Here is a 23,725-nt window from a genome sequence, read left to right as displayed (position 1 = left end):
CGGGTGCGCACCGCCGAGCTGTCCTCCCCGCCGATGCGGGGGTGTTCCGCACGCGGACCGGCACGCCGAAGGGGTATGGCGGTCCTCCCCGCCGACGCGGGGGTGTTCCGCCGGTTGCGCGACGGGTGCGCACCGCCGAGCTGTCCTCCCCGCCGATGCGGGGGTGTTCCGCACGCGGACCGGCACGCCGAAGGGGTATGGCGGTCCTCCCCGCCGATGCGGGGGTGTTCCGACCGGTGGCGGGTGGAAGGCGGCCACGTTCAAGTCCTCCCCGCCGATGCGGGGGTGTTCCGCGTCCGTTGCAGTACGGGCACCAAGTGCGGCCGTCCTCCCCGCCGATGCGGGGGTGTTCCGCGTCCGTTGCAGTACGGGCACCAAGTGCGGCCGTCCTCCCCGCCGATGCGGGGGTGTTCCGACCAGGGTGGGGTCACCACCTGGAGGGGCGGAGTCCTCCCCGCCGATGCGGGGGTGTTCCCGTGCCGGCAGTGAACTCGCTCCACAACACCGTGTCCTCCCCGCCGATGCGGGGGTGTTCCGGCCGTCGACCGCTACCGGCGCGGCAAGCGCACGTCCTCCCCGCCGACGCGGGGGTGTTCCGCCCTTGCCGTCGGTGGTCATCTCCATGCGCTCGTCCTCCCCGCCGACGCGGGGGTGTTCCGGCGGTCCCGCCGACGCCTGCCAGGATCAGCAGGTCCTCCCCGCCGACGCGGGGGTGTTCCGACCGCGCCGCTCCGGCGGATCGTCAGGAACGGGTCCTCCCCGCCGACGCGGGGGTGTTCCTTCGATCAGCGTGGTGAGGTGGTAGCCGCGGCCGTCCTCCCCGCCGACGCGGGGGTGTTCCGCTGGTCAACGGCGCCGACTCGGTCCGCAAGTAGTCCTCCCCGCCGACGCGGGGGTGTTACATCACGTATTGGACGAGTCCCGAACAGTCGAATGTCCTCCCCGCCGACGCGGGGGTGTTCCGTGGTGGGGTCAGACGCGGTGCATGGTCACGCTGTCCTCCCCGCCGACGCGGGGGTGTTCCGTGTCCTTCACTGAGGTCGGCAAGCTGCCGGCGGTCCTCCCCGCCGACGCGGGGGTGTTCCGATGTTGCCGAGCAGGTCGCCGAGCTGGGACAGGTCCTCCCTGCCGACGCGGGGGTGTTCCGCCACGTACTACAAGTTCCCCTAGTCGTACGTTGTCCTCCCCGCCGACGCGGGGGTGTTCCGGCTGGCCATCTGGGCGCGGGTTCCGCCCGGCCGTCCTCCCCGCCGACGCGGGGATGTTCCGTCGTCGAGACGTGGACCGGCCGTACAGCGTGCGTCCTCCCCGCCGACGCGGGGGTGTTCCGGAGACACCGAGTGACCCACCTGCCGAAGGTCCGTCCTCCCCGCCGACGCTGGGGTGTTCCGACGAGCACGGTGTCGTACGGGCCGCTGATCTCGTCCTCCCCGCCGACGCGGGGGTGTTCCGGTGAATGAGGCGTGGAATGCGGTCTGGGACAGGTCCTCCCCGCTGACGCGGGGTTGTTCCGTAGGACCTCAGCTCGATGACGACCTTGTCCCGGTCCTCCCCGCCGACGCGGGGGTGTTCCGCCGCTCGCGCGATCGTCGCGGACTTGCGGCAGTCCTCCCCGCCGACGCAGGGGTGTTCCGCCCGGCGGCACCCCGAGCCCGGTACCCGGGCCGTGCTCCCCGCCGACGCGGGGGTGCTCTGTTGTGCCCGGCCAGGATCCGGCCGCCGTACATGTGCTCCCCGCCGACGCGGGGGTGGTCCTGCACCCTAAATAACATGATCTTGCGTGGTCGGGTCCTCCCCGCCGACGCGGGGGTGTTCCGGACCTTCCGCCGATGCCCGCCGCGTGGTTCAAGTCCTCCCCACCGACGCCAGGATGTTCCGACGAGCTGGTAGTGCTCTTCGCACTGATGCGTGTGCTCTCCGCTGACGCCGGTGTCCCGCAGTCACGGACGTGGACCTGATACACCCGTCTTAAGACATATAACGGACCCAGATGTGGCTCCGGAGGTACGGCCGAAGCGCCCGAAAACTCGGCGACGGATGTGGGTACCGCATGGGCAGTCGTGCGCCACGTCTCCCACACGCTGCGTAGCCGCCCCGCCTCAGCACTCCGACCCCTGGCCTGCGAAGACGGCTCTCGCGCGGGACGACTACCCCTGGGGAGAATCTGGGGAGAATGAAGCCCCACCGGGGAGCGGCTGGGGAGAATCGGTCGCGTAAAGCGGCACGACGGTGAAAGCAGCCGAAAGAGACGTCAGCGCAGGTCAGAGCGCTTCTCCGGCAGCTTTCCCACCGCCATCCTGTTCGCCCCGACGCTGGTCGGGACCATCTACGGCATGAACTTCGACCACATGCCGGAGCTGCACTGGGTGTACGGGTATCCGTTCGCGATCCTGCTGATGGCAGTGGTGTGTTCGAGCCTGTACTTCATCTTCAAGCGGCGGGACTGGCTGTAGACGTCGACCACAACAGGTGACCGAGATTCACCACATGGCCGGGATCAGCGATCCCGGCCACTGCGCATGGAGATCCGGTGGCCGGCCCGGTCAGCGCGCGTCCCCCGTCGTCGACGAAGTGATGATGTCCCCGTGCGCGAAGTCGCCCGGTGGAATGCCCGGGTGGTGACTCTCGGGGCGTGGGCGCGGGGCGGTGACGCCCAGGGCGAGCCGGGAGACGATGCGGTAGCGGTCGCCGCGGTAGACCGAGTGGACGTACTCGACCGGGTGGCCGGCGGTGTCGGTGGTCAGGCGCTCGATCAGCAGGGCGGGTGAGAGAACCGGAACGTCGAGCACGCCGGCTTCGGCCTCGTTGACGACGGTCGGCTCGATGGACTGCACCGCCTGGTCGACGTGGACCTGGTGGTGCTCGCGCAGGTGGTCGTAGAGGTCTCCTGCCTCCAGCTCCTGCGGAGTGAGGGAGGGGGCCAGGTCGGCGGGGATGTGCAGGTGCTCTATGGCGATCGGTGTTCCGTCGACCAGCCGTAGCCGGGCGATGTAGACCACCTCGGCGGCCGGGGAGATGCGCAGCTTGCGGCCGATGCGGGCGCCCGCACGGATGGTGTCGAGCCTCAGCAGCCTGCTGGACCAGGCGCCCGCGGCCCTGGGCACGGCGAAGGCGGCGTCGTCGGAGACGAGTTCCTGGGTGATCTTGGCGGGGGCGACGAACATGCCGCGGCCGTGTTCGCGTACGAGCTGGCCGGTGGCGACCAGTTCGTCGACGGCGGCGCGCAGGGTGGGCCGGGAGACGCCCAGTTGGGCGCTGAGCGCGCGTTCCGAGGGGATGGCGTCACCGGGTCGGCGTACCTCGATCAGGCCGAGGAGAAACTCCCGGACCCGCTCCCGCTTGAGTACGGCACGTGAGGAGTTGCTCTCCATGACTCCGACCTCTCTGCCTCGCTACTCACAACTGGTCTGGTGGTAAACGGCAGTCTAGGTGTTCACCGACTTCTCACCCACCGAGAAAGCCTTGTTCCCCGGGGGTTGACGCTCCCATTGGTCCATGCCACCTTCGAGCCACATCGTTGTCCAGTTGACCAACTGGTCAACTATCCCTCGAGGTGAATCCAGTGAAGATCCGCTTCATCTCCCCTGCCGCGGCACTCGCGGCCACTTGTGCCCTCGCCGCCTGCAGTGCCCCCTCGTCCGGCTCCGGCCAGGCGGCCGGCCCCGACACGCTGACCGTATGGATCATGAAGGAGAGCGTCTCCGACGCGTATCTCCAGCGATTTGAGAAGGACTTCGAGCGGCAGCACAAGGACACCGTCCTGGACATCCAGATACAGGAGTGGGACGGAATCGGCGAGAAGATCACCGCCGCGCTCGCGAGCAAGGACTCCCCGGACGTGATCGAGGTGGGGAATACCCAGGTCGCTCAGTACGCGCAGAGCGGCGGCGTCCTCGACCTGAGCGACAAGGTCGGGGAGTTGCGGGGCGATGACTGGCTCCCCGGCCTCGCCGAACCGGGGAGGATCGACGGCAAGCAGTACGGCATCCCCTGGTACGCGGCCAACCGCGTCGTGATCTACAACAAGGACCTCTTCAAGAAGGCCGGGATCACCTCCCCGCCCAGGACCCGCGACGAGTGGCTGCGGATCACCGAAAAGCTCAACCGCGGTACGACGCAGGGCATCTATCTTCCCGGTCAGAACTGGTACACCCTCACCGGCTTCGTCTGGGAGGAGGGGGGAGAGCTCGCCGAGGAGAACGGTGACCGGTGGAAGGGTTCGCTCGACAGCCCGGAGGCTCTCCGGGGCATGGATTTCTACAAGCGGCTCCAGGCGCTGGGCAAGGGCCCCAAGGATTCCGACGAGGCCAAGCCGCCGCAGGCCGACGTATTCGCCAAGGGGGACGTGGCCCAGATCATCGCCGTTCCCGGCGGCGCCAGGATCGTCGAGCAGGCCAACCCGGCCCTCGCGGGCAAGCTCGGCTTCTTCCCGATCCCCGGCCGCACGGCGGGAAGACCGGGAGCCACCTTCACCGGCGGTTCGGATCTGATCATTCCCGCCGCCTCTGCCCACCCCGACGCGGCCTACCAACTGGTCAAGTCGCTCACCGGGGAGAAGTGGCAGAGGGATCTGGCCAAGACCATGAGCTACGTACCCAACCGGACGTCACTGGCCGACGCCTTGGAGGACGACGAGGGCACCGCCGCCATGGCCGCGGCGGCCGCGCGAGGGCGCGCGACTCCCAACTCACCGCAGTGGGCCGCCGTCGAGGCCACGAACCCGATCAAGGAGTACATGACCGCCGTGTTGACCGGAAGCGACCCGAGGAAGGCCGCGAAGGACGCCTCCGACGCCATCAGCAGGACGCTCAACTCATGAGCGGGACCCGGTCGGGGAAGAGAGCATGACGCGCCCCGCCCCCCGCCCAGGCGCGGCAGCCGGCCCGATCGCGGAAGCGACAGCTCCTGCTTCCGCGCCCGCCCCGGCATCGGAGGCGGCACCGGCTCCCTCGTCGGCCGGACGCCGCCGCGCCGTTCCCGACACCCTGTGGCCCTACCTGCTCATCGCACCCACGGTCGTCGGCATCACCCTCCTGCTCGCCTACCCCCTCGTCCGCAATCTGCTGATCTCCCTCCAGCACTACGGGATGGCCGAACTGATACGGGGCGGCGCGGACTTCGCCGGCGTGGAGAACTACCAGGAGATCCTGCGCGACGGCGAGTTCTGGCAGGTCGCCCGGCGCACCATGTGGTGGACCGGGATCAACGTCGTCCTCATCATGGTCATCGGCACGGGCGTCGCGCTGATGCTCCAGCGGTTGGGCAAGCGCATGCGGACCCTGCTCCTCAGCGGACTGGTGCTCGCCTGGGCCAGCCCCGTCATCGCCACGACCACCGTCTTCCAGTGGCTCTTCTCCTCCCGCCTGGGAGTGGTCAACTGGCTGCTGGTCCGCCTGGGGTTCGACTCCTTCCAGGACTACTCCTGGCTGGCGCACGGCCCGGCGGCCTTCACCGTCCTGGTATTGCTCGTCGTGTGGCAGTCTGTGCCGTTCGTCGCCATCACCCTGCACTCCGCACTGACCACGGTTCCCGCCGAGCTCTTCGAGTCGGCCCGCATCGACGGCGCCGGTGGCTGGCGCGTCTTCCGCTCGATCACCCTGCCGCTCCTCAGACCGGTCTTCGGACTCCTCCTGAGCCTCGAAGTCATCTGGGTCTTCCGGTGCTTCGCCCAGATCTGGGCCGTCACCGGGGGCGGGCCCGGTGGAGCGACCACCACCCTGCCGGTCTACGCCTACCAGGTGGCCAGGTCGCTTCACCGTTACGACCTCGGAGCCGCCGCGGCCACCCTCACCGTACTCATCCTGATCGCCGTCCTGATCCTCCACTTCCGTCAGATGTTCCGGCAGGAGGCCGAGCTGTGAGCCCCGTCCCCGCATCCACGTCCGGCACACTGCGGCGGTTACCCCTGAACGCGGGCGCGCTGGTCGTCTTCGTCCTCTGCGTCTTTCCCGTGTACTGGATGGTCCTCACCGCCTTCAAGCCCACCCCCGACATCCAGGCCGAGACGCCCGTCTTCCTGCCCACCTCGGTGACGTTGGAGCACTTCTCCGCAGCGGTGAACGCCGACGGGTTCTGGTCGTTCTGGCGCAACAGCCTCATCGTCACCGCCGGTTGTGTGCTGCTGGCCCTCGCGGTCGCCCTCGGCGCGGCCTTCGCGGTGGCGCGGCTGCGCTGGAAAGGCCGCCGCGGCTTCGTCCTGATGGTGTTCATCGCACAGGTCGCGCCCTGGGAGGCGCTTCTCATTCCGATGTACGTCATCGCACGCGACACCGGCATGCTCGACCGGCTCGCCACCCTCACCTTCGTCTACTTCATGATCACCCTGCCGTTCACCATCGTCACCCTGCGAAGCTTCCTCACCGCGATACCCAAGGAACTGGAGGAAGCCGCCCAGGTGGACGGCTGCACCCGTGCGGCGGCGTTCCGCAGGGTCACGTTCCCCCTCCTCGCGCCCGGCCTGCTCGCCACCTCGCTCTTCGGGTTCATCACCGCCTGGAACGAATTCGCCTTCGCCAACATGCTGATCATCAAGAACCAGGACGACCGCACCCTCCCGGTCTGGCTCTCCTCGTTCTCGAACGTCTTCGGCACCGACTGGGGGGCCACCATGGCGGCCTCCACGCTCTTCGCGCTGCCCGTCCTCATCCTCTTCCTGGTGCTCCAGCGCCGGGTCGCCACCGGCTTGACCGGTGGCGCGGTCAAGGCATAGGAGGCACCGTGCTCCCACCGGCCACAGACCCCGGGCTCGTCCCCAACCCCTCGAAACTCAGCCGGACCGCCGGGGCTTTCACGCTCGACGACACGACGACGATCCGCGTCACCCCAGGCGCCGCGCCCGCGGCTGCCCTCCTGCGCACCCTGCTGGCCCCCGCGACCGGTCTGCCACTGCCCCTCGCCCCGGACGGCCGGATCGTCCTCGTCCTCGACCCCGGCCTCACCGGCCTCGGCGCGGAAGGCTACGGCCTGAGCGTCACCGGCGAAACGGTGCTGCTCCGCGCCGCGGACGCCGCCGGGCTGCGCCACGGTGTCCAGACCATCCGGCAACTCCTGCCCGTCGCCGCCCTCCGGTCGGAACCGGTACGCGGGGTGCGGTGGTCCGTCCCCGGCGTCGAGATCACGGATGTGCCCCGGTACGCCTGGCGCGGTGCGATGCTCGACGTGGCCCGCCGCTTCCGGCCCGTCTCCTTCCTGCGGCGCTTCACCGACCTGCTCGCCCTGCACAAGCTCAACGTGCTGCACCTTCACATGACGGACGACCAGGGCTGGCGGATGCCCGTCGCGGCGTACCCCAGGCTCACGGAGGTCGCAGGGGTGCCGCACGGCGGCGCGTACAGCCGCGAGGAGTTGCGCGATCTGGTGGCGTACGCCGCCGACCGGGGCGTCACCGTCGTACCGGAGATCGAGATGCCGGGCCACGCGCGTGCCGCCCTGGCCGCCTACCCCCACCTCGGCAACTTCCCCGAGCGGCGACTGGACGTGTGGCAGGGCTGGGGGGTGTCCGACACCATCTTCGGCGTCACCGACGACGTCCTCGTTTTCTGCCGCACCGTACTGGACGAGGTCATGGACCTCTTCCCCTCGCCCTACATCCACGTCGGTGGCGACGAGTGCCCGACCACCGAATGGCACCGCTCACCCACCGCCCTGCGGCGCGTGGCCGAGGAAGGGCTGGACGGCCCCGACGCACTCCACGGGTGGTTCATGGAGCACATCGGGAACGTCGTGACCGCGCGCGGCAGGCGGCCGCTGGGGTGGACCGACACCGGCCGGGACCTGCCGGAGTCCTTCGCCGTCGTGGCCTGGCGCGACGAGGAACACGGGCTGGCTGCGGCCTCCCGCGGCCAACCCGTGATCATGGCGCCGCACCGCTCCACGTACCTCGACTACCCGCAGTCCGCCCACCCCGACGAACCGCCCGGCCAGCCCGGCGACACGGTCGACCTGCCGACCGTGTACGCCACCGAACCCGCACCCGCCCACTGGGGGGCCGCGGCCGCCGCACGGGTGCTCGGCACCCAGGCGCAGCTGTGGACCGAGTACGTCCCCACCGAGGCGCACGCCGAGTACCTCGTCTTCCCCCGGCTGTGCGCGCTGGCCGACACCGCCTGGTCCGGCGGCCGCGACTGGCCCGGATTCCAGGCACGGCTGCACCACCACCGAACCCGGCTCGACGCTCTCGGAGTACCGAGTCGCCCCTCCGCGATCCTTCGTCCTGAAAGGACCACCAGGTGACCAGCTTCAGCACGAGCAGAAAAGCACGCACCACACGGATACACGCGGCCCTGGCCGCCGCCCTCGTGGCCGGCGTCGGCTGCGCCACCCTGTCGGCGGCGCCCGCTGCCGCCGCCGGCGAGTCACTGACAGTCCAGTACCGGCAGAGCGCCACCGGCAGCGACCAGGCCGAGCCCTGGTTCAAGGCGGTCAACACCGGCACCTCGCCGGTCTCCCTCAGTCAGGTCAAGATCCGGTACTACTTCAAGGCCGACGCCGGCGCCTCGTACACCTTCGCCTGCTCCTGGGCGGTCAAGGGCTGCGGGAACATCACGGGCACCTTCGGCACCCTGGCCCGGCCGACCGCCACCGCCGACCGCTACCTGGAGATCGGTTTCACCGCCGGTGCCGGCACCCTCGCGCCCGGCGCGGACACCGGCGACATGCAGCTGCGCTTCCACCGCTCCAACTGGCAGCCGCTGAACCAGAACGACGACTACTCCTTCGGGCCGACCCAAACGTCGTACGGCAACTGGTCCAAGGTCACCGCCAGTGTCGGCGGTACGACGGTGTGGGGGACGGCGCCCGCGGGTAGCGACCCGGGGCCCGGTCCGGACCCGACCGATCCGCCGACCGGGGGCGCCACGCTCTTCGACGACTTCAACTACACCTCGCACACCGACCCGGCGATCGGCGCCCACGGCTGGAGCGTGCGGTCCAACGCGGGCGGGCCGGGGGTGCCGGGCGCGACCTGGGCGGCGCAGAACGTCACCTTCGCCAAGGAGGGGACCAACTCGATCATGAACCTGGAGACCTCGACAGCCGGCACGCCCGAGTCCACGAAGCACACCGAAGTCCTCACCAAGGCGATGAAGTTCAAGAACGGGACCTACGCGGCCCGGGTGCGGTTCTCCGATGCGCCGAAGTCGGGTCCCGACGGCGACCGCGTCGTGCAGACGTTCTTCACCATCAACGACCTCAAGGCCCCGATGGCGGACGATTACGCCGAGTACGACTTCGAGTACCTGCCCAACGGCGGCTGGGGCGAGCCCTCCAACATCCTCTACGCCACCTCGTGGGAGACCTACCGGCCCGACCCCTGGGAGGCCGTCAACCAGCACACGGCGTCACGCACCAGCTATGCCGGCTGGCACGACCTCGTCGTCACCATCGACGACGGCAGCATCACCTACTACGTCGACGGCCAGGAGTTCGGCCGTCATGACGCCCGCTACCTGCCCGAACGGCCGATGTCCATCAACTTCAACCAATGGCTCATCGACCTGGCGGGCCAGACCAGCACCACTCCGCGCGCCTACGACCAGAAAGTCGACTACGTGCTGCACGTCAAGGACCAGGTGCTGACTCCGGCCCAGGTCGCCACGAAGATCGCCGCCTACCGGGCGGCGGGCACCACCTTCGAGGACACGGTGCCCGCAAGTCAGTGACACCCGCGGCGGGCGGACGCCGCCTGTGCGTCCGCCCGCCACGCCTGCGAGGCCGACCCGCCGCGACGCCGCGCATCTGGCCAGAGGGGGGCGTGGGCGGCGAATGATAAGGCATCAGCAAGGGTGCGTTTGTTGATGTGTACCGGCCCACATTTTTTCCTCACATGTCCCGCACTCATGCGGACCGACGCAATCCGGCCGGGCGGCGGAGCGGGTCGAGCCGTATGCCGCTTGGGACAGAACCGTTCGGTGCGTGCCGCGCGTGGTCGTACTCCCTGGTGGCACACCAAATGGAACAGCACATTCCGTGTTACCCGCGAGTTCTGAGCCGGTCTACACAAGTCGCCTTTCAGTCAAAAATTGGCGTCAAGTGGCACATTAAGCAGCCATACCGGCGGGTGATCGGACAGGAGCTGTCAATTCCACTTTGACTCCCCCCGGGTGATCTCCAAGACTGCGCCCCGACCACCTGGCACGCGTTCGGGAACCGCGTGCGGGACCTAGCAGGGGGACCAGAACCAGAATGAAGAACAGCAACACGAACTCCGTCCGTGTGCGGAGAGCCGTCACCCGCGGACTCGTCACCGTCACCGCGCTCGCCTCCGTCACTGCCGTCGCCGCGCCGCATGCCGCCGTCGCAGCCCCGCCGGCCGCGGCGGCCGGCATCGGCACCACCGACACACAGCGCGTCGACGCGGCCGCCGTGGTGCGCCTCGAGCCGAGCCCGGACGTACTGCTGCTCAGCGACCACGACTTCATCCACGCCCTCTGGCAGAAGGCCCGCGACGGCGGGGAGCCCCTCGACGCGGTGCGCCAGGCCGCCGAGGCCGCCATGATGAGCGAGACGGCCGAGGACCACGTCCGGTTCATCGTCACCGGCATCCACGAGGCGTACGCGGTCGACAAGCAGCGCGAGAAGGACAAGGCCGACGCCGCCCGCGCCGCCCGGCTCGCCAAGTCCCAGGCGCTGATCGCCATCGGCATCCCGAACAGCCCCGATCTGCTCGACCTGAGTGACGACAACTTCATCCGCGCCGTGATGCGCCACGAGGCCGCCGGTCCCGAGGTCCGTGCCGCCGCCGCGACGGCCCTGGCCGGAGACGCCGCCGCCTGGCAGGAGTTCATCACCAACGGCGCCCGCGAGGCCCACCAGCGGGACGTGGCCAACGAGCTCAAGGAGCTGGAGGAGAAGGACCGCGCGGAGGCCGAGCGCCGCAAGGAGATCGCCGCCCGCACCAACGCGGCGGCACTGTTCCGCATCACGCCGTCCGAGGCCATGCTGGTCCTCAGCGACGACAACTTCATCCGCGAACTGCTGCGCGTCGCACCCGCCGACGCCAAGAGCAGCGAGCTGTACGCGACGGCGCAGCGCGCGGTGCTCAGCCCCGATCCGACCGTGTGGAAGCAGTTCATCCACACCGGCGCCGAAGAGGCGTACAAGAAGGACGACGAGGCGCGCCGCAAGCAGATCGCCGACGCCAACCGCCGCCTCGCCATCCAGATCCAGGCCGCCGCCGAGAAGACCGGCGTCAACCCTCACCTGGTCGCCACCGCGAAGAAGGCACTGGCGGGCACCGACGAGGACATCGCGAACTTCCTCACCGCGGAGAGCCAGTACCGGGCGAAGCGCCAGTCGTTCCAGCCTGCGAGCGGCAAGCCGGCGGGCTTCTACGTCCGGCAGTCCACGCCGGACGCCGGGGAGGCGTTCATCGCCCCGCTGTCCTCGGGCTCCAAGCAGACCGACCGGGAGGACGGCACCTGGGTCGTCGTCCCCGCCCTGAACGGCTCCCCGGGCTGCTACTCCTTCGAGTCCTCCCGCAAGCTCGGCCACTACCTCACGCACAAGGACCTCCGGGTCAGGATGGCCGCGAGCGACAACAGCACGCAGTTCCGCAAGGACGCCACCTGGTGCGCCAAGAAGGGGTTGAGCGGCTCCGGCACGTCCTTCGAGTCGGCCGGCCAGCCCGGCCGCTTCCTGCGCGAGTACTACGGCGACCTCTTCGTGGCCAACAAGTCCGCCAAGAACCGCTTCGACGTCGAGAAGGACTTCGCCCAGGACGCCTCCTGGAAGATCGTCACCCCGCTCGCGCGCTGACCGCGCGGGCGGTGGTCACCCCGCTCGCGCGCCGGCCATCCGCCCGCCGGGCCCTCCCCCTTCAGACCTGAGAAGAACGGAAGCACCCCATGTCCCGGATCGTCCGATCCGCCCTGGCCGTCGTGGCCGGTGTCGCCGCGCTCGCCGGCGGCGTGACCGTGGCCGTCGCCGACGAGGCGCGCCCCCAGCCGACCCCCGCCGCCACCACCGTGTCCACGGCCACCGTGAATGCCGGTGACGCCAGAGCCGCCGCCGCGGCCTCGACGCCCTCGACCGTCCAGCTCAGGGCCGTCCACAGCGACAAGTGCCTCACCATCCCCGGTGCCAGCCTCCGCAACGGCGTCAACACCGTCCAGTCCGCCTGCGCCGACGACGCCGTCAACCAGCGCGTCGACATGGTGCCCACCGGTGCCGGCACCTTCGAGCTGCGCTTCGGGCACAGCGGCAAGTGCCTCGACGTGGAGGGCGCCGGCATCAAGACCGGCACGGCCGTCCAGCAGTGGTGGTGCGTGGGGGCCGACAACCAGCGCTGGCGCCTGGTCATGGTCGACATCGCCAAGGAGCTGTACGAGTTGCGCCCCGCCCATCTCGCCGCCGGCACGGACCGCTGCCTGGACGTCGAGTCCTCCAGCAAGGCTGACGGCGCGATCGCGCGGCTGTGGGCCTGCAACGGCACGGCCGCCCAGCAGTGGCGCATCCACCCCGTCACGGCCGCCTGAGCCCCCGTACACGCGAGAGAAACGGATCCTCACATGTCTCGGATCATCCGGGCCGTCCTGTCCGCGGGCGCGGCCGTCGCCGTCCTCGCCGGCACGGCCACCGCCGTCCAGGCCGACGGTGACCCCCGCACGCCCACCGCCTCCGGCGCCGCCGCCGAGGCGGCGCGCGAGACGGCGATCGTCGTCGCCGCATCGCGCGCGGAGGCAATGGCCCGCTCCAAGATGGCCCAGCAGGTCGTCACCTTCACCGCCGCCCACAGCGGCAAGTGCCTCGAGATCGAGGGCGGCAAGGCCACGGACGGCGTCAACGCCCAGCAGTACCCCTGCAACGCGACCGACTCCCAGAAGTGGAGCGCCGTCGCCGGGCGCAGCGCGACCTTCGAGCTGCGCAACGTCAAGAGCGGCAAGTGCCTCGAGATCCAGGGGCAGAGCGTCAAGAACGGCGCGGCCGTCCAGCAGTTCACCTGCGGCCAGGGGGAACACCAGCGCTGGCGGATGATGCTGGTCGACCCCGTGCGCAAGCTGTACGAGCTCCAGCCCGCGCACGCCCAGGGAATGTGCGTCGACGTGCCCAGCGCCAAGCAGGACAACGGCATCGACGCGCAGCTCTACACCTGCAACCGCTCCGACGCCCAGTTGTGGCAGGTCCGGCCGGTCGCGTGAGCCGGCCGGACGGCGTGCACGGACGCGCGTCGAACGTCGCGCCGGGGCGAGACCGTACGCACGGTCCCGCCCCGGCGGCCGTGAACCGTACTTCATTCCCGAGGGGGTCTTGAGTTGAGTCGTCAGTGGAGATGCGCGCGGGCGGTGACCGTCGGCACGCTGGCCGGCGCGATCGCCCTCGCGGGCGGCGTACCGGCGTGGGCGGGCGCCACCCCGGCCGCCGCACCGCAGCAAGCGGCGGCCACCGTCACCGCCGTACCGGCCGACCTGCCGCAGCAGTCGCTGTCGCTGTCGCCCGAACTGGCCGCCGCCGTCGCGGAGGCCCGCAAGCGGGTGACGTCGATGGCGAAGACCCACCCGGCCGCCGAGGTGCGGACCTCGGCGTGGAACGCCCTGCGCAGTTCCCGAGGGGACCAGGCACTCCTGGAGTGGCTGGCTCCCGGCGGCGGCTTCGACGCCGCGAAACAGCGCGCCCGGGACACCCGCGCCCGCAACAAGGCGTTCTGCGAGCGGGTGATCGCCACCCACACGGCGGAGTTCTCCCCGCACGTGCGGGTCGCCGCGACGCGGGCGCTCAAGGGCGGCGTCGCCGAGCAGGCCGCGTTCGTCGCCTCCGGGTACGCCGAGGCGCAGCGCCGCGACCGCGCCGCGCGCGAGGCCGGGGAGCAGCAGCGGCTGGACGTCGCCGCCGCCGACCGCGAGTTCGTCCGCGCTCTCGGCGCGCAGGACCCGGGGGAGCAGGTGCGGGTCGCGGCCCAGTGGGCGCTGCGGCCCGGTGCCACCGACGCGGACGTGGCGGAGTTCTTCGGCTACGGCTGGGCTACCGGCGCCACTTTGGACCTGACGGCCTACCGCACCCGGGTGGCCGACGCGGAGGCGGTCCGCCACCACACGCTGACCCGCCTGATCGCGGAGGCGACGGCGGCCGAGGCGGCCGTGGCCGGCGCGGCGGACGCCGCCCGCGCCCGCGCCGAGGCCGAGCGCGCCTGGCAGGCGGTGTCCGAGCACGCCGATGCGGCGCGGCGCGCCTGGCAGGCCGAACAGGCTGCCGCTGCCGCCCAGGCGGAGAACTGGCGGACCGTCGCCCGGCTGTCCCGCGAGTCCGCCGAACGCCTCTGGCAGGCGATCTCCGGCACCGCCGACCCTCACGAGGCCGCCTGGTCCGGGGAGCGGGCCTCGGCGGACGAGGCGGCGGCGTTCTGGAAGGCCATGTTCGACCGCGCCCAGGACGGTGAGAGCCGCGCCCGCGGCTGAACCAGGAAGTCCGGCAGGCCCGTGGCCCGGGCCGGAGCCGGGGAACCGGCCGGCCCGTGACCGGGGCTGAACCCGGAACTCCGGCCGGCCCCGGGGCGCCCCGGGGCCGGCCGGACGCGCACGGCCAACGACCACCCGCCCATGACCGGGGCGGGATTTTCTCGATCATTCGTCTAGGGGGATTCCCGTGAGGGGAAGAATCCGGCCCAGGGCCGGAAGGCTGCGCGTCGGCGTGGCCACGCGCGTACGGAAGGCGGTGTCCGCGGCGATCGCCGTGGCGGTGCTCGGCACCGTCACCGGTGAGGCCGCCGCCGCGACCTCCGTACGCACCGAGCAGATGTCGCTGACGCGGACGCTCCAGTCGCTGGACCGGCTGGCGGAAGCGGTGAAGCCGCGGAGCGACACCGCGCCTGCACCCGCCGCCACGTCCGAGCTCGACCGGATCAGCGCCGAGCGGGACCGGCAACTGGTCGAGGACTTCGCCGAGTTCGACGAGGAGGAAGAGGTCCGCGAGGCCGCGAAGGCGGCGCTGGCGAGCACCGACCCGAACGCCATCCGCGACTTCCTGCAGCACGGGGAGGCCGAGGCACGGCAGCGCGCCAAGGACAAGCGCGCCGGCGCCGACGTGGAGAACCGCCGGAAGATCGAGGCGCTGCGCGGCACCGGCGGCTCCTTCTTCAACTCCGAGGTCGAGCGCGTCCTGAAGGGCACGGCGCAGGACCGCGCCGACTTCCTGGCCTTCGGCGCCGACATCGCCAAGCAGCGTGACGAGGCGGACAAGCAGAACGCCGCGAAGCGGGCGGAGGAGAACCGCAAGCGCGTCGAGATGCTGGCATCGGTGGGCGGTCCCGCGGTGAAGCGCGCCGCACAGGCCGCGCTGGACTCCAAGGACGACGCGGTGATCGCGGAGTTCCTGGAGAAGGGCTACCAGGTCGCGGCCACGCAGGACGCCGACGATCGGGCCGCGCACGAGAAGGCGCAGAAGGCGGCCCAGGAGGCCGCGGAGAAGCTGCGCGAACTGGCCCGCAAGGCCGCCGTCGCCGCCGAGGCCCGCACCAAACTGATCGCCGCGCACGGCGACGCCGTCAAGGCGCTGAAGAACGCCTCCAACGCCATGTCGTCGGCAGCGGCGGCCGCACGCGAGGCGGACCGGATGCTGGCGGCCGACCGGGCCGGCAAGCGCCTGTCGGACTACAGCCCGGTCAAGACCGAGGTGTCACGTCAGGTCGGGTACGCCGAGGACGCCGCCAAGGCGGCGCAGGTCGCCGCGGCCCAGGCCAAGGTGCAGGCCGACGTGCTGGTGGAGACCGGCCTGGAGCACGGCACCCAGTGGTCCGAGGTCGCCACGGGCATCGCCGGTGCGGCGGACGCCGCCGCGAAGGCCGCCGCCACCGCGCGGCACGCGGTGGACGCCACCGCCGCCGACGCCGCCGGCCTCAACGCCAAGAACCAGGCCGAACTGCACGCGCAGCAGGCCGCCACGTGGCGCGCCAACGCCGAGGAGCACGCCAAGGCCGCGGCCCGGCTGGCCGCGGCCGCCGGGACCCAGGCGAAGATCGCCGCGACCGCCGCCGCGCGTGCCAAGACGGCACGCCTGGCGGCCGAGCAGGCGGAGCGGGAGGCGTGGGAGCACGCCCGCAAGACCCGTGACGCCCGTGTCGAGGCGCAGCGCCAGGCCAAGATCGCGGCCGAGCAGCGCGCGATCGCGGAACGCGAGCGCGACCTCGCCGCCGCCGCCCGGGCGCGGGCCGAGCGGGAGCGGGACATCGCCGCGGCGGCACGCGCGCGCGCCGAGGCCGAGGCCCGTACCGCCTCCGCCGCCCGTGCCCAGGCACAGGCGGCCGCCGCGACGGCCGCCGCCGCGCGGGCGGACGCCGCCCACCAGGACGGCGTCGCGGCCGAGGCCGACCGCCGGGCGCGGACCGAGGAGACCAACGCCCGCAACGCCCGCAACGCCGCCTTCAAGGCGGAACAGAACCACCAGGCCAAGGAGGCCCGCGCCAAGGCCACCGAGGCACTCGCCGCCGCGGGCCGCGGCACCGTCGACGCGGGTGTCGCCCGCGCCGCCGCCGACGCGGCCCGCGCCGACGCCGACACGGCGGGCGCCGCGGCCGGTCAGGCGCGGAGCGCCGCCGACACCGCGAGCGGCGCGGCCGTACGTGCCCGCTCCGCCGCGACGGAGGCCGCGGGCGCTGCCGCCCGCGCACGGGCCGCCGCCGCCGAGGCCACCGCCCACGCCGCGCGGGCCAACGCCGCGGCGAACAAGGCCGAGGCCGCTGCCGCCGCCGCCAACGCCGCCGCCAACAAGGCGGAGGCCGAGGCCGCCCTCACGCGCGCCGCCGCCCAGCGCGCCAACCAGAAGGCCGCCGAGGCCACGGCGCAGGAGGCCCGCGCCGGCATCGCCGCGCACGAGTCCGCCCGTCTCGCCGGGCTCGCCGCCATGGAGGCGAACAACTCCCTCCAGGCCGCCAACCGCACCAAGGACGAGGCCCAGGGCGCCGTCCGCGAGGCGGCCATGGCGCGGGTCCAGTCCACGATCGCCGTCACGGCGGCCGCCGCGGCCCGCAGCACGGCCGCCGGCATCGCCGAGCCGGCCAATACGGCCATCGCGCTGACCGCGCCGTTCGCCGGCAAGGACGTCGACGCCGACTTCGCCGCCGCGGTCGCCGCCGCGGCGGAGGAGATGGGTGCGGAGCAGGTCGCCTCGGCCGAGGCGAAGGCCGCGGAGGCCGTGAAGGCCGCCGAGGCCGCCGAAGCCGCGGCCAAGCGGGCGAACGCCCAGGTCGCCCCGGCGTTCAAGGCGGCGGCGGATGCGGCGCGTTCGTCCGCGGACGCCGCGCGCTCCGCCGCCGCGGCCATGAAGTCGGCGGCGCAGGCCGCCGAGGAAGGCGCCAAGGCCCGTGCGGCCGCGGCCCGGGCCAACCAGGCGGACGCGCAGGCACAGGCCGACGCGAAACTCGCCCGCTCGGCCGCGAACGCGGCGTACGCGGACGCCACGGCCGCCCGCAGCGCCGCCAACCAGGCGGAGGCGGAGGCGGCCCGTGCCCGGGGCGCCGCGGCCGAGGCCGACAGCCACGCGGTGGCCGCCAACAGCGCCGCGAACCTGGCGGAGCACGAGGCGAGCGTCGCCCAGGGTGCCGCCGCTCAGGCGGAGAAGGACGCCGCCGACGCGAACAAGTTCGCCGAGTCCGCCGAGGGCCACGCCAAGTCGGCGGAGGCGGCGGCGAAGAACGCCAACACCTACGCCCGCGAGGCGGACGAGGCGGCGAAGAAGGCCGAGGAGTACCAGCGCGAGCAGGATCGCAAGGCCCGTGAGGCGGCGGCGAAGGCCGCCGAGCAGAAGGGCAGCACCGCGAAGCTCACCCCGTGGGAGATCGAGGCGCTCAAGGCCGCCGGGATCTCGCCGGAGGACTTCGAGAAGGCACGTGCCCTCGCGGACAAGGACATCCTCGACTTCCTGGTCGAGAACGGTGGCCAGATCATCGTCGACCTCCTCTTCGAGGACATCAAGAAGTGCTTCACCGAGGGCAACTTCGAGAGCTGCTTCTGGGCCGTGGTCGGCGCGCTTCCCTGGGGCAAGGCCCTTCAGGTCATCAAGGCGACGCCGGCGATCACCAAGGCACTCGTCAAGATCGTCGGAGGCCTCGACGACTTCCTGGAGAACTCGGCGGCGGCGAAGAAGCTCATCTCCAAGAGTCAGGAGCTGATCGACAAGTTCCGCAAGAACCCGCCGTGCCCGGACCCCGGCAACAGCTTCACGCCGGCCACCAGGGTGCTGATGGCCGACGGCACGTACAAGCAGATCAAGGACATACGCGTCGGGGAACGGGTCCTGGCGACCGACCCCACCACCGGTGACTCCGGTGGGCGCGCCGTCACCCGCCTGATCACCGGCGAGGGGCAGAAGTCCCTGCGGACGCTCACCGTCGACACCGACGGTGCGGCCGGCGACGCCACCGGCACCCTCACGGCCACGGACGGGCACCCCTTCTGGGTCGTCAACCGCCACGACTGGGTGGACGCCGGCGACCTCGTGGCCGGCGACCTGCTGCGTACGCCCGACGGCTCGACGAGGGAACTCGTCGGCGTGCGTGCCTGGAACCAGCCGCTGCGGGTCCACAACCTGACGGTCGACGACCTGCACACGTACTACGTGCTGGCGGGTACCGCTCCGGTCCTGTCGCACAACTCCACGTGCAAGCTCTACGGCGCGGCCCTCAAGACCGCCGAAATGGCCAACGAGCTGATCGAGAGCCTGCAGAAGACGGGCAAGCTGCCCGGCCACTACGTGACCAAGGACCAAGCCAAGGCAGCCGGCTGGGAGGAGGGCAAGGCCCTGGGCAACCACCTCAAGGACGCCCAGATCGGCGGCGATCCCTTCCGGAACGAGGACGGGCTGCTGCCCGACTACCCTGGCAGGACGTGGTACGAAGCGGACATCGGACTCACCAACACGATGAAGCGGTCCAAGCAGCCGGGTACCCGGCTGGTCTACTCGGACGACGGACTCGCCTATGTGACGTTCGACCACTACAAGAGCTTCCACCTGCTCCCCAACTGGAAGTGAGGGTCATGAGGGTCGTCATCGAGGGTGCGGCCGTCCGCACCGTGTCCGACCTCCACGGGTTTCTGTCCCGGGCTCTGGATTTCGGTCCCTATTACGGGGCCAATCTGAGCGCCTTGTGGGACCGGCTGACCACGGACGTCGAGCGGCCGGTGGAGCTCGTCTGGAAGGACGCGGGCCTCAGCAGAGCCGCACTGGGCGAAGCCACGTTCGACCAGATCCGGGACCTCCTCCTGCGCGTGCAGGAGCAGGACCGGGCGAATGACGCGTCCAAGCGCTTCTCGGTGGCGTTCGAGTAGCCTCCGCGCGACGAGGATGGGACGAAGGCCCCGCCGGTTTCCCCGGCGGGGCCTTCGCGTCGTTCACGGCGCCGCGCGATCCGTGAGGAAGCCGGTGACCGAGCCGGCCCGCGAGGGCCCCGGCGTACGGCTGCCCGCCCGGCGCCGCTGAAGCCCCGGTGCGTCATCGTGCGCCCGCTTCCCGCGAGGGGGCCGCGGAACCGGCGGGGGCCGGGGGGCGTTGTGATCCATGAGCGTGCGGACCGGCCCGCCCGCACGGGGAAGGGACACAGAAGGCGTGACCAGCGACAAGGCCCGCGAGCTCTTCGCGGCGCTCGACCTCGACGGGGACGGGACGCTCACCCGTGAAGAGGTGATCACCGCGCTGCGGACGAAGGGCCCGTCCCTCGCCGCGGCGGGAGTCCTGCCGTTCTGGGGCCTGGGAGACGCCGATGCCTCCTCCGCGCTGTTCGACACCGCGGATCAGAACGGGGACACGGTTCTGACGCTGGAGGAGTTCGCGGCGGTGGTGGACCGCCGTTTCGGCTGGCGCTGACGACCGGCCACCGCCTCAGGGGTGTGCACAGGGAACCGATCGCGATACGGCACGACGGCGGACTGCCTCAGCAGCCCGCCCGACGGATCGCCGCGGCGGTGCGCAGCCCCGCCAAGGCGGCAGACCTCGCCGCCCGGGGTGTCGAAATCCGCCTCGCCGACTACGAGCGACCCGAGACCCTCCTGGCCGCCTTCGACGGAGCCGACGAGCTCCTGCTCGTCTCCTCGACCGGCCCGGACGACGCCGTCGCACGCGGCGTCATCGCGGGCGGCGCGGGCCAGGGGCGGATCACCTCCGCCACCCGCGCGGCCCTCCCCGACGCCGCCGCCGTGGTCCTCACCCGCGACGACCAGGCCGGAAAGGTCTACGACCTCACCGGTGACACCGCCTGGTCGCTGCCGGAGCCGGCCGCCGAGAGCGCCGCGCAGTCCGGCAGGCCGGTCACCTACGCGGCCATGCCCGCCGAGCAGTACCGGCAGATCCTCGCCGGGGCCGGTCTTCCCGACTTCGTCACCGACCTGATCGTCGACGCCGACGTGCACGTCTCCCACGGCGCACGTGCTCTTCTACGCTCCCTGCGAGGCGAGGATCACCGGCGGTAGAGTTCGGGGATGAACAGACGGGCCCCGACGCTGGAGGATGTCGCGCGGGAGGCGGGGGTGTCCCGGGCGACGGTGTCACGGGTCGTGAACGGCGTCCGCAACGTCGATCCCGATATCCAGGATCTGGTCCGTCACGCGATCGAGCGCACCGGTTACACGCCCAACCGCGCGGCAAGGTCGCTGGTCACCCGGCGGGCGGAAACCGTGGCCCTGATCGTCTCCGGAGCGGGGGACGCCTTCGCCGCCAGGGTATTCGCCGATCCGTTCTTCGGGCGCGTGGTGAGCGGCGTCGTGGGGTACCTCCGAGCCCGCGCGATGCACCCGGTGCTGCTGTTCGCCGAATCGGAGGCGGCCGGGAAGCAGGTGGTCGACTACGTGCGGCAGGGCAGCGCCGACGGGGCGCTGGTGGTATCGGTCCTGGCCGACGACCCCCTGCCGCAGATGCTCCTCTCCGCCGGGATACCCACGGTCCTGTTCGCCCGCCCCGGCCGGGCGGCACCGGTCGGTTACGTCGACCTGAACCACCATGCCGGGGGCGAGTTGGCCGGCGCTCATCTGCTGGCCCGCGGCTGCCGGCACATCGCGGCGATCAGCGCGCCACCGGAGCTCCCGGCCGGCCAGGACCGTCTCGCCGGGTTCCGCGACGCTCTGGCCCGCGCCGGCCGGCATCACCCCCCGGTCGTCGAGGGCGCCTTCACCCTCGACAGCGGCGCGGCGGCGATGACCAGGCTGCTGCGGGAGCATCCCGGGGTGGACGGGGTGTTCGCGGCCAACGACCTGATGGCGCAAGGGGCTTGCCAAGTCCTTCGTGAGCAGGGCAAGCGGGTGCCGAAGGACGTCGCGGTCATCGGCTTCGACGACTCGAGCATCGCGGTGACGTGCCGGCCGCCCCTGACCACGGTGCGCCAGCCCGTGGAGGAGATGGCCGCGACGATGGCCAGGCTCCTGGACGAGCAGGTCCAGGGTGCGCGTACCGAGCCCGGGATCGTGATCTTCGAACCCGAGCTGGTCGTACGGGAGTCCGCCTGAGGTGACGCCGGCAGGGCCCGGCCTCTGTGCCGCTGATCAGGCATGGGCCTGTCGGTGGGCGCGGATGATGTCCGCGTACCGGTGGCCGCTCGACTTGATGGTGCGTGCCTGCGTCGCGTAGTCGACGTGGACGAGGCCGAAGCGCTTGGCGTAGCCGTAGGCCCATTCGAAGTTGTCGAGGAGCGACCAGGCGTAGTACCCGGCGAGCGGGGCGCCCTTGCGCGCGGCGCGGGCGCAGGCCGCCAGGTGCTGTTCCAGGTAGCGGGTCCGCTCGGGGTCGTCGACGGTGCCGTCGGGACCGATGGTGTCGGGGAAGGCCGAGCCGTTCTCGGTGACGTAGAGGCGGCGTACGCCGTAGTCGTCGGTCAGCCGCATCAGGAACGCCCCCAGGCCGCCGGCGTCGATCTGCCAGTCCATGCCGGTGCGGGGCACGTCGGGCAGCCGGACCTCGCGGGCGTACGGGACGGGGCCGGCCGGGTCGTCGGCGACCGTGAGCGGGAAGTAGTAGTTGAGTCCGTGCCAGTCGAGCGGGACGGCCATCGTCTCCGGGTCACCCGGGCGCTCCGGCAGTTCGACGCCGTAGAGCTCGCGCATGTCGGCGGGGAAGCCACGGCCGTAGACCGGGTCGAGCCACCAGCGGTTGGTGTGACCGTCCATGCGGGCGGCCGCGGCGAGGTCCTCCGGGCGGGTGGAGGCGGCCTCCACGGGCGAGTGGTTGGTCACGAGCCCGACCTGGGCGCCCGGTGCGGCCGCGCGGATCGCCTGGGTGGCCAGTCCGTGGCCGAGGAGCAGGTGGTACGAGGCGTGCACGGCGGCGGTGAGGTCGGTGAGGCCGGGGGCCATCCGGCCTTCGAGGTGGCCGATCCAGCCCGAGCACAGCGGTTCGTTCAAGGTGGCCCAGCGGGTGACCCGGTCGCCGAGCCGCTCGGCGACGACGGAGGCGTAGGCGGCGAGGTGCTCGGCCGTGTCGCGGTGGGTCCAGCCGCCGCGGTCCTGGAGGGCCTGCGGCAGGTCCCAGTGGTAGAGGGTGATGTTGGGGGTGATCCCGGCGTCGAGGAGGCCGTCGACGAGCCGGTCGTAGAAGTCGAGGCCGGCCGCGTTGACGGGCCCGTCGCCGGCGGGCAGGACGCGCGGCCAGGCGATGGACATGCGGTAGGCGTTGGTGCCCAGGGAGCGCATCAGGGCGATGTCCTCGGGCCACCGGTGGTAGTGGTCGCACGCCTCGTCGCCGTGGTCGTCGTTGTCGACCTTTCCGGGGGTGTGGGAGAACGTGTCCCAGATCGACGGCGCCCGGCCCTCCTCGGCGACGGCGCCCTCGATCTGGTAGGCGGAGGTGGCCGTGCCCCAGACGAAGTCGGGCGGGAAAGCGGCGAGATCAATCGAATCGGACACAGAGGGCCTCTCTGAGGTGGTCGGAGGGGTGAGGTGAGGGAGGGGACGGCGTCGGCTACTTGACGGCACCGGCGGTCAGTCCGGTGACGAGATAGCGCTGGAGGAGCAGGAAGCCGGCGACGACGGGCACGCTCACGACCAGGGAGGCGGCCATGATCTGGTTCCAGTACACGTCGTTCTGGGTGGAGTAGCCCTGGAGGCCGACGGCGAGGGTCCGGGTGGTGTCGTTGGTCATGACGGAGGCGAAGAGGACCTCGCCCCAGGCGGTCATGAAGGCGTAGACCGCGACCGCCACGATGCCCGGGACGGCCGCCGGCACGATGACCCGGAAGAGGGCGCCGAGCGGCCCGCAGCCGTCCACCTTGGCCGCCTCGTCCAGGTCGCGGGGCACCGAGTCGAAGTACCCGATGAGCATCCAGATCGAGAACGGCAGCGAGAAGGTCAGGTAGGTGAGGATCAGGCCGCCGCGCGAGCCGAAGAGGGCGATGCCGGTGGCGTTGCCGATGTTGACGTAGATGAGGAACAGCGGCAGCAGGAACAGGATGCCGGGGAACATCTGGGTCGAGAGCACCGTCACTGTGAAGACCCGCTTGCCGCGGAAGGAGTAGCGGCTGACCGCGTAGGCCGCGAACACGGCGATCGTCACGGAGCAGACGGTCGCCGCCCCGGCCACGATCAGGGAGTTCACGAAGTAGTCGGCCAGCGGGACGGTTTCCCAGATGTCGAAGTACGGGCGGACGGTGAGGGACGAGGGGATCCACTCGAACGCGCCGGACACGTCCTCCAGCGGCTTGAGCGAGCTGGAGACCATGACGTACACCGGCAGCAGCACGAAGCCGGTGAGGAGCGTCAGGAAGATCCGCCGGCTCCACAGGAAGGACCGCGGGGCGGCCATCGGGGAGCGGACCGGCCGC

At 71.5% G+C, this 23,725-nt stretch carries 17 protein-coding genes, 1 pseudogene and 1 CRISPR repeat array; of the genes and pseudogenes, 15 read left to right on the top strand and 3 right to left on the bottom strand.

Features of this window, described 5'->3' with window-relative positions; genetic code table 11:
• Window positions 1-23: 23 nt before the first annotated feature.
• Window positions 24-1,873: a CRISPR direct-repeat array (repeat unit 21 nt; unit sequence CTCCCCGCCGACGCGGGGGTG).
• 418 nt (window positions 1,874-2,291) lie between these two features.
• Window positions 2,292-2,453, top strand: a pseudogene (locus tag ACIRNI_RS29685) (Loki-CTERM sorting domain-containing protein); the annotation flags it as partial.
• A gap of 90 nt (window positions 2,454-2,543) precedes the next feature.
• Here ACIRNI_RS29685 and ACIRNI_RS29680 read toward each other — a convergent pair.
• Window positions 2,544-3,371 (bottom strand): GntR family transcriptional regulator, encoded by an 828-nt coding sequence (locus tag ACIRNI_RS29680; RefSeq protein ID WP_403556117.1) that lies wholly within the window; start codon window positions 3,369-3,371, stop codon window positions 2,544-2,546.
• 191 nt (window positions 3,372-3,562) lie between these two features.
• Between ACIRNI_RS29680 and ACIRNI_RS29675 the strand changes: the two genes are divergently transcribed.
• The 14 genes from ACIRNI_RS29675 (at window position 3,563) to ACIRNI_RS29610 (ending at window position 21,419) form a co-directional block, all read left to right on the top strand.
• Window positions 3,563-4,819, top strand: coding sequence for an extracellular solute-binding protein (locus ACIRNI_RS29675; protein ID WP_403556115.1), 1,257 nt, complete (start codon window positions 3,563-3,565; stop codon window positions 4,817-4,819).
• 25 nt (window positions 4,820-4,844) lie between these two features.
• The gene (locus ACIRNI_RS29670) at window positions 4,845-5,861 is read left to right on the top strand and encodes a carbohydrate ABC transporter permease (protein WP_403556114.1); all 1,017 of its coding nucleotides are present in this window, start codon (window positions 4,845-4,847) and stop codon (window positions 5,859-5,861) included.
• Between the two features lie 98 nt (window positions 5,862-5,959).
• Window positions 5,960-6,709, top strand: coding sequence for a carbohydrate ABC transporter permease (locus ACIRNI_RS29665; protein WP_403556153.1), 750 nt, complete (start codon window positions 5,960-5,962; stop codon window positions 6,707-6,709).
• 8 nt (window positions 6,710-6,717) lie between these two features.
• The gene (locus tag ACIRNI_RS29660) at window positions 6,718-8,232 is read left to right on the top strand and encodes a beta-N-acetylhexosaminidase (RefSeq protein ID WP_403556112.1); all 1,515 of its coding nucleotides are present in this window, start codon (window positions 6,718-6,720) and stop codon (window positions 8,230-8,232) included.
• Complete coding sequence (locus tag ACIRNI_RS29655; protein WP_403556110.1) at window positions 8,229-9,659, top strand: cellulose binding domain-containing protein; 1,431 nt, start codon at window positions 8,229-8,231, stop codon at window positions 9,657-9,659. The genes ACIRNI_RS29660 and ACIRNI_RS29655 overlap by 4 nt, the downstream gene beginning before the upstream one ends.
• A 523-nt stretch (window positions 9,660-10,182) precedes the next feature.
• Window positions 10,183-11,754 (top strand): AbfB domain-containing protein, encoded by a 1,572-nt coding sequence (locus tag ACIRNI_RS29650; RefSeq protein ID WP_403556108.1) that lies wholly within the window; start codon window positions 10,183-10,185, stop codon window positions 11,752-11,754.
• Window positions 11,755-11,843: 89 nt separating this feature from the next.
• Complete coding sequence (locus tag ACIRNI_RS29645; protein ID WP_403556106.1) at window positions 11,844-12,473, top strand: RICIN domain-containing protein; 630 nt, start codon at window positions 11,844-11,846, stop codon at window positions 12,471-12,473.
• A gap of 33 nt (window positions 12,474-12,506) precedes the next feature.
• Window positions 12,507-13,136: an RICIN domain-containing protein gene (locus ACIRNI_RS29640; protein ID WP_403556104.1), complete on the top strand. Its 630-nt coding sequence runs from the start codon at window positions 12,507-12,509 to the stop codon at window positions 13,134-13,136.
• A gap of 144 nt (window positions 13,137-13,280) precedes the next feature.
• Window positions 13,281-14,390: a hypothetical protein gene (locus tag ACIRNI_RS29635; protein WP_403556102.1), complete on the top strand. Its 1,110-nt coding sequence runs from the start codon at window positions 13,281-13,283 to the stop codon at window positions 14,388-14,390.
• A gap of 187 nt (window positions 14,391-14,577) precedes the next feature.
• Window positions 14,578-18,957 carry a polymorphic toxin-type HINT domain-containing protein gene (locus ACIRNI_RS29630; RefSeq protein WP_403556100.1) on the top strand — a complete coding sequence of 1,460 codons (4,380 nt, stop codon included), beginning with the start codon at window positions 14,578-14,580 and terminating at the stop codon, window positions 18,955-18,957.
• Window positions 18,958-18,962: 5 nt separating this feature from the next.
• The gene (locus tag ACIRNI_RS29625; protein ID WP_344364348.1) at window positions 18,963-19,253 is read left to right on the top strand and encodes a barstar family protein; all 291 of its coding nucleotides are present in this window, start codon (window positions 18,963-18,965) and stop codon (window positions 19,251-19,253) included.
• 277 nt (window positions 19,254-19,530) lie between these two features.
• Window positions 19,531-19,788 (top strand): EF-hand domain-containing protein, encoded by a 258-nt coding sequence (locus ACIRNI_RS29620; RefSeq protein ID WP_403556098.1) that lies wholly within the window; start codon window positions 19,531-19,533, stop codon window positions 19,786-19,788.
• Between the two features lie 23 nt (window positions 19,789-19,811).
• Window positions 19,812-20,390, top strand: a complete 579-nt coding sequence (locus ACIRNI_RS29615; RefSeq protein WP_403556096.1) for a hypothetical protein — start codon at window positions 19,812-19,814, stop codon at window positions 20,388-20,390.
• Window positions 20,391-20,399: 9 nt separating this feature from the next.
• Window positions 20,400-21,419 carry a LacI family DNA-binding transcriptional regulator gene (locus ACIRNI_RS29610; protein WP_403556094.1) on the top strand — a complete coding sequence of 340 codons (1,020 nt, stop codon included), beginning with the start codon at window positions 20,400-20,402 and terminating at the stop codon, window positions 21,417-21,419.
• A gap of 36 nt (window positions 21,420-21,455) precedes the next feature.
• Here the strand turns inward: ACIRNI_RS29610 and ACIRNI_RS29605 are convergent, their stop codons facing one another.
• A complete protein-coding gene (locus ACIRNI_RS29605) occupies window positions 21,456-22,811 on the bottom strand; it encodes a GH1 family beta-glucosidase (RefSeq protein WP_403556092.1) in 1,356 nt (451 codons plus the stop codon).
• 55 nt (window positions 22,812-22,866) lie between these two features.
• A complete protein-coding gene (locus tag ACIRNI_RS29600; RefSeq protein WP_403556151.1) occupies window positions 22,867-23,706 on the bottom strand; it encodes a carbohydrate ABC transporter permease in 840 nt (279 codons plus the stop codon).
• Window positions 23,707-23,725: the final 19 nt, after the last annotated feature.

The organism is Streptomyces sp. NPDC093546, assembly GCF_044765045.1.
Lineage (GTDB): Bacteria > Actinomycetota > Actinomycetes > Streptomycetales > Streptomycetaceae > Streptomyces.
This window is presented reverse-complemented; position numbering and strand designations above follow the sequence as displayed.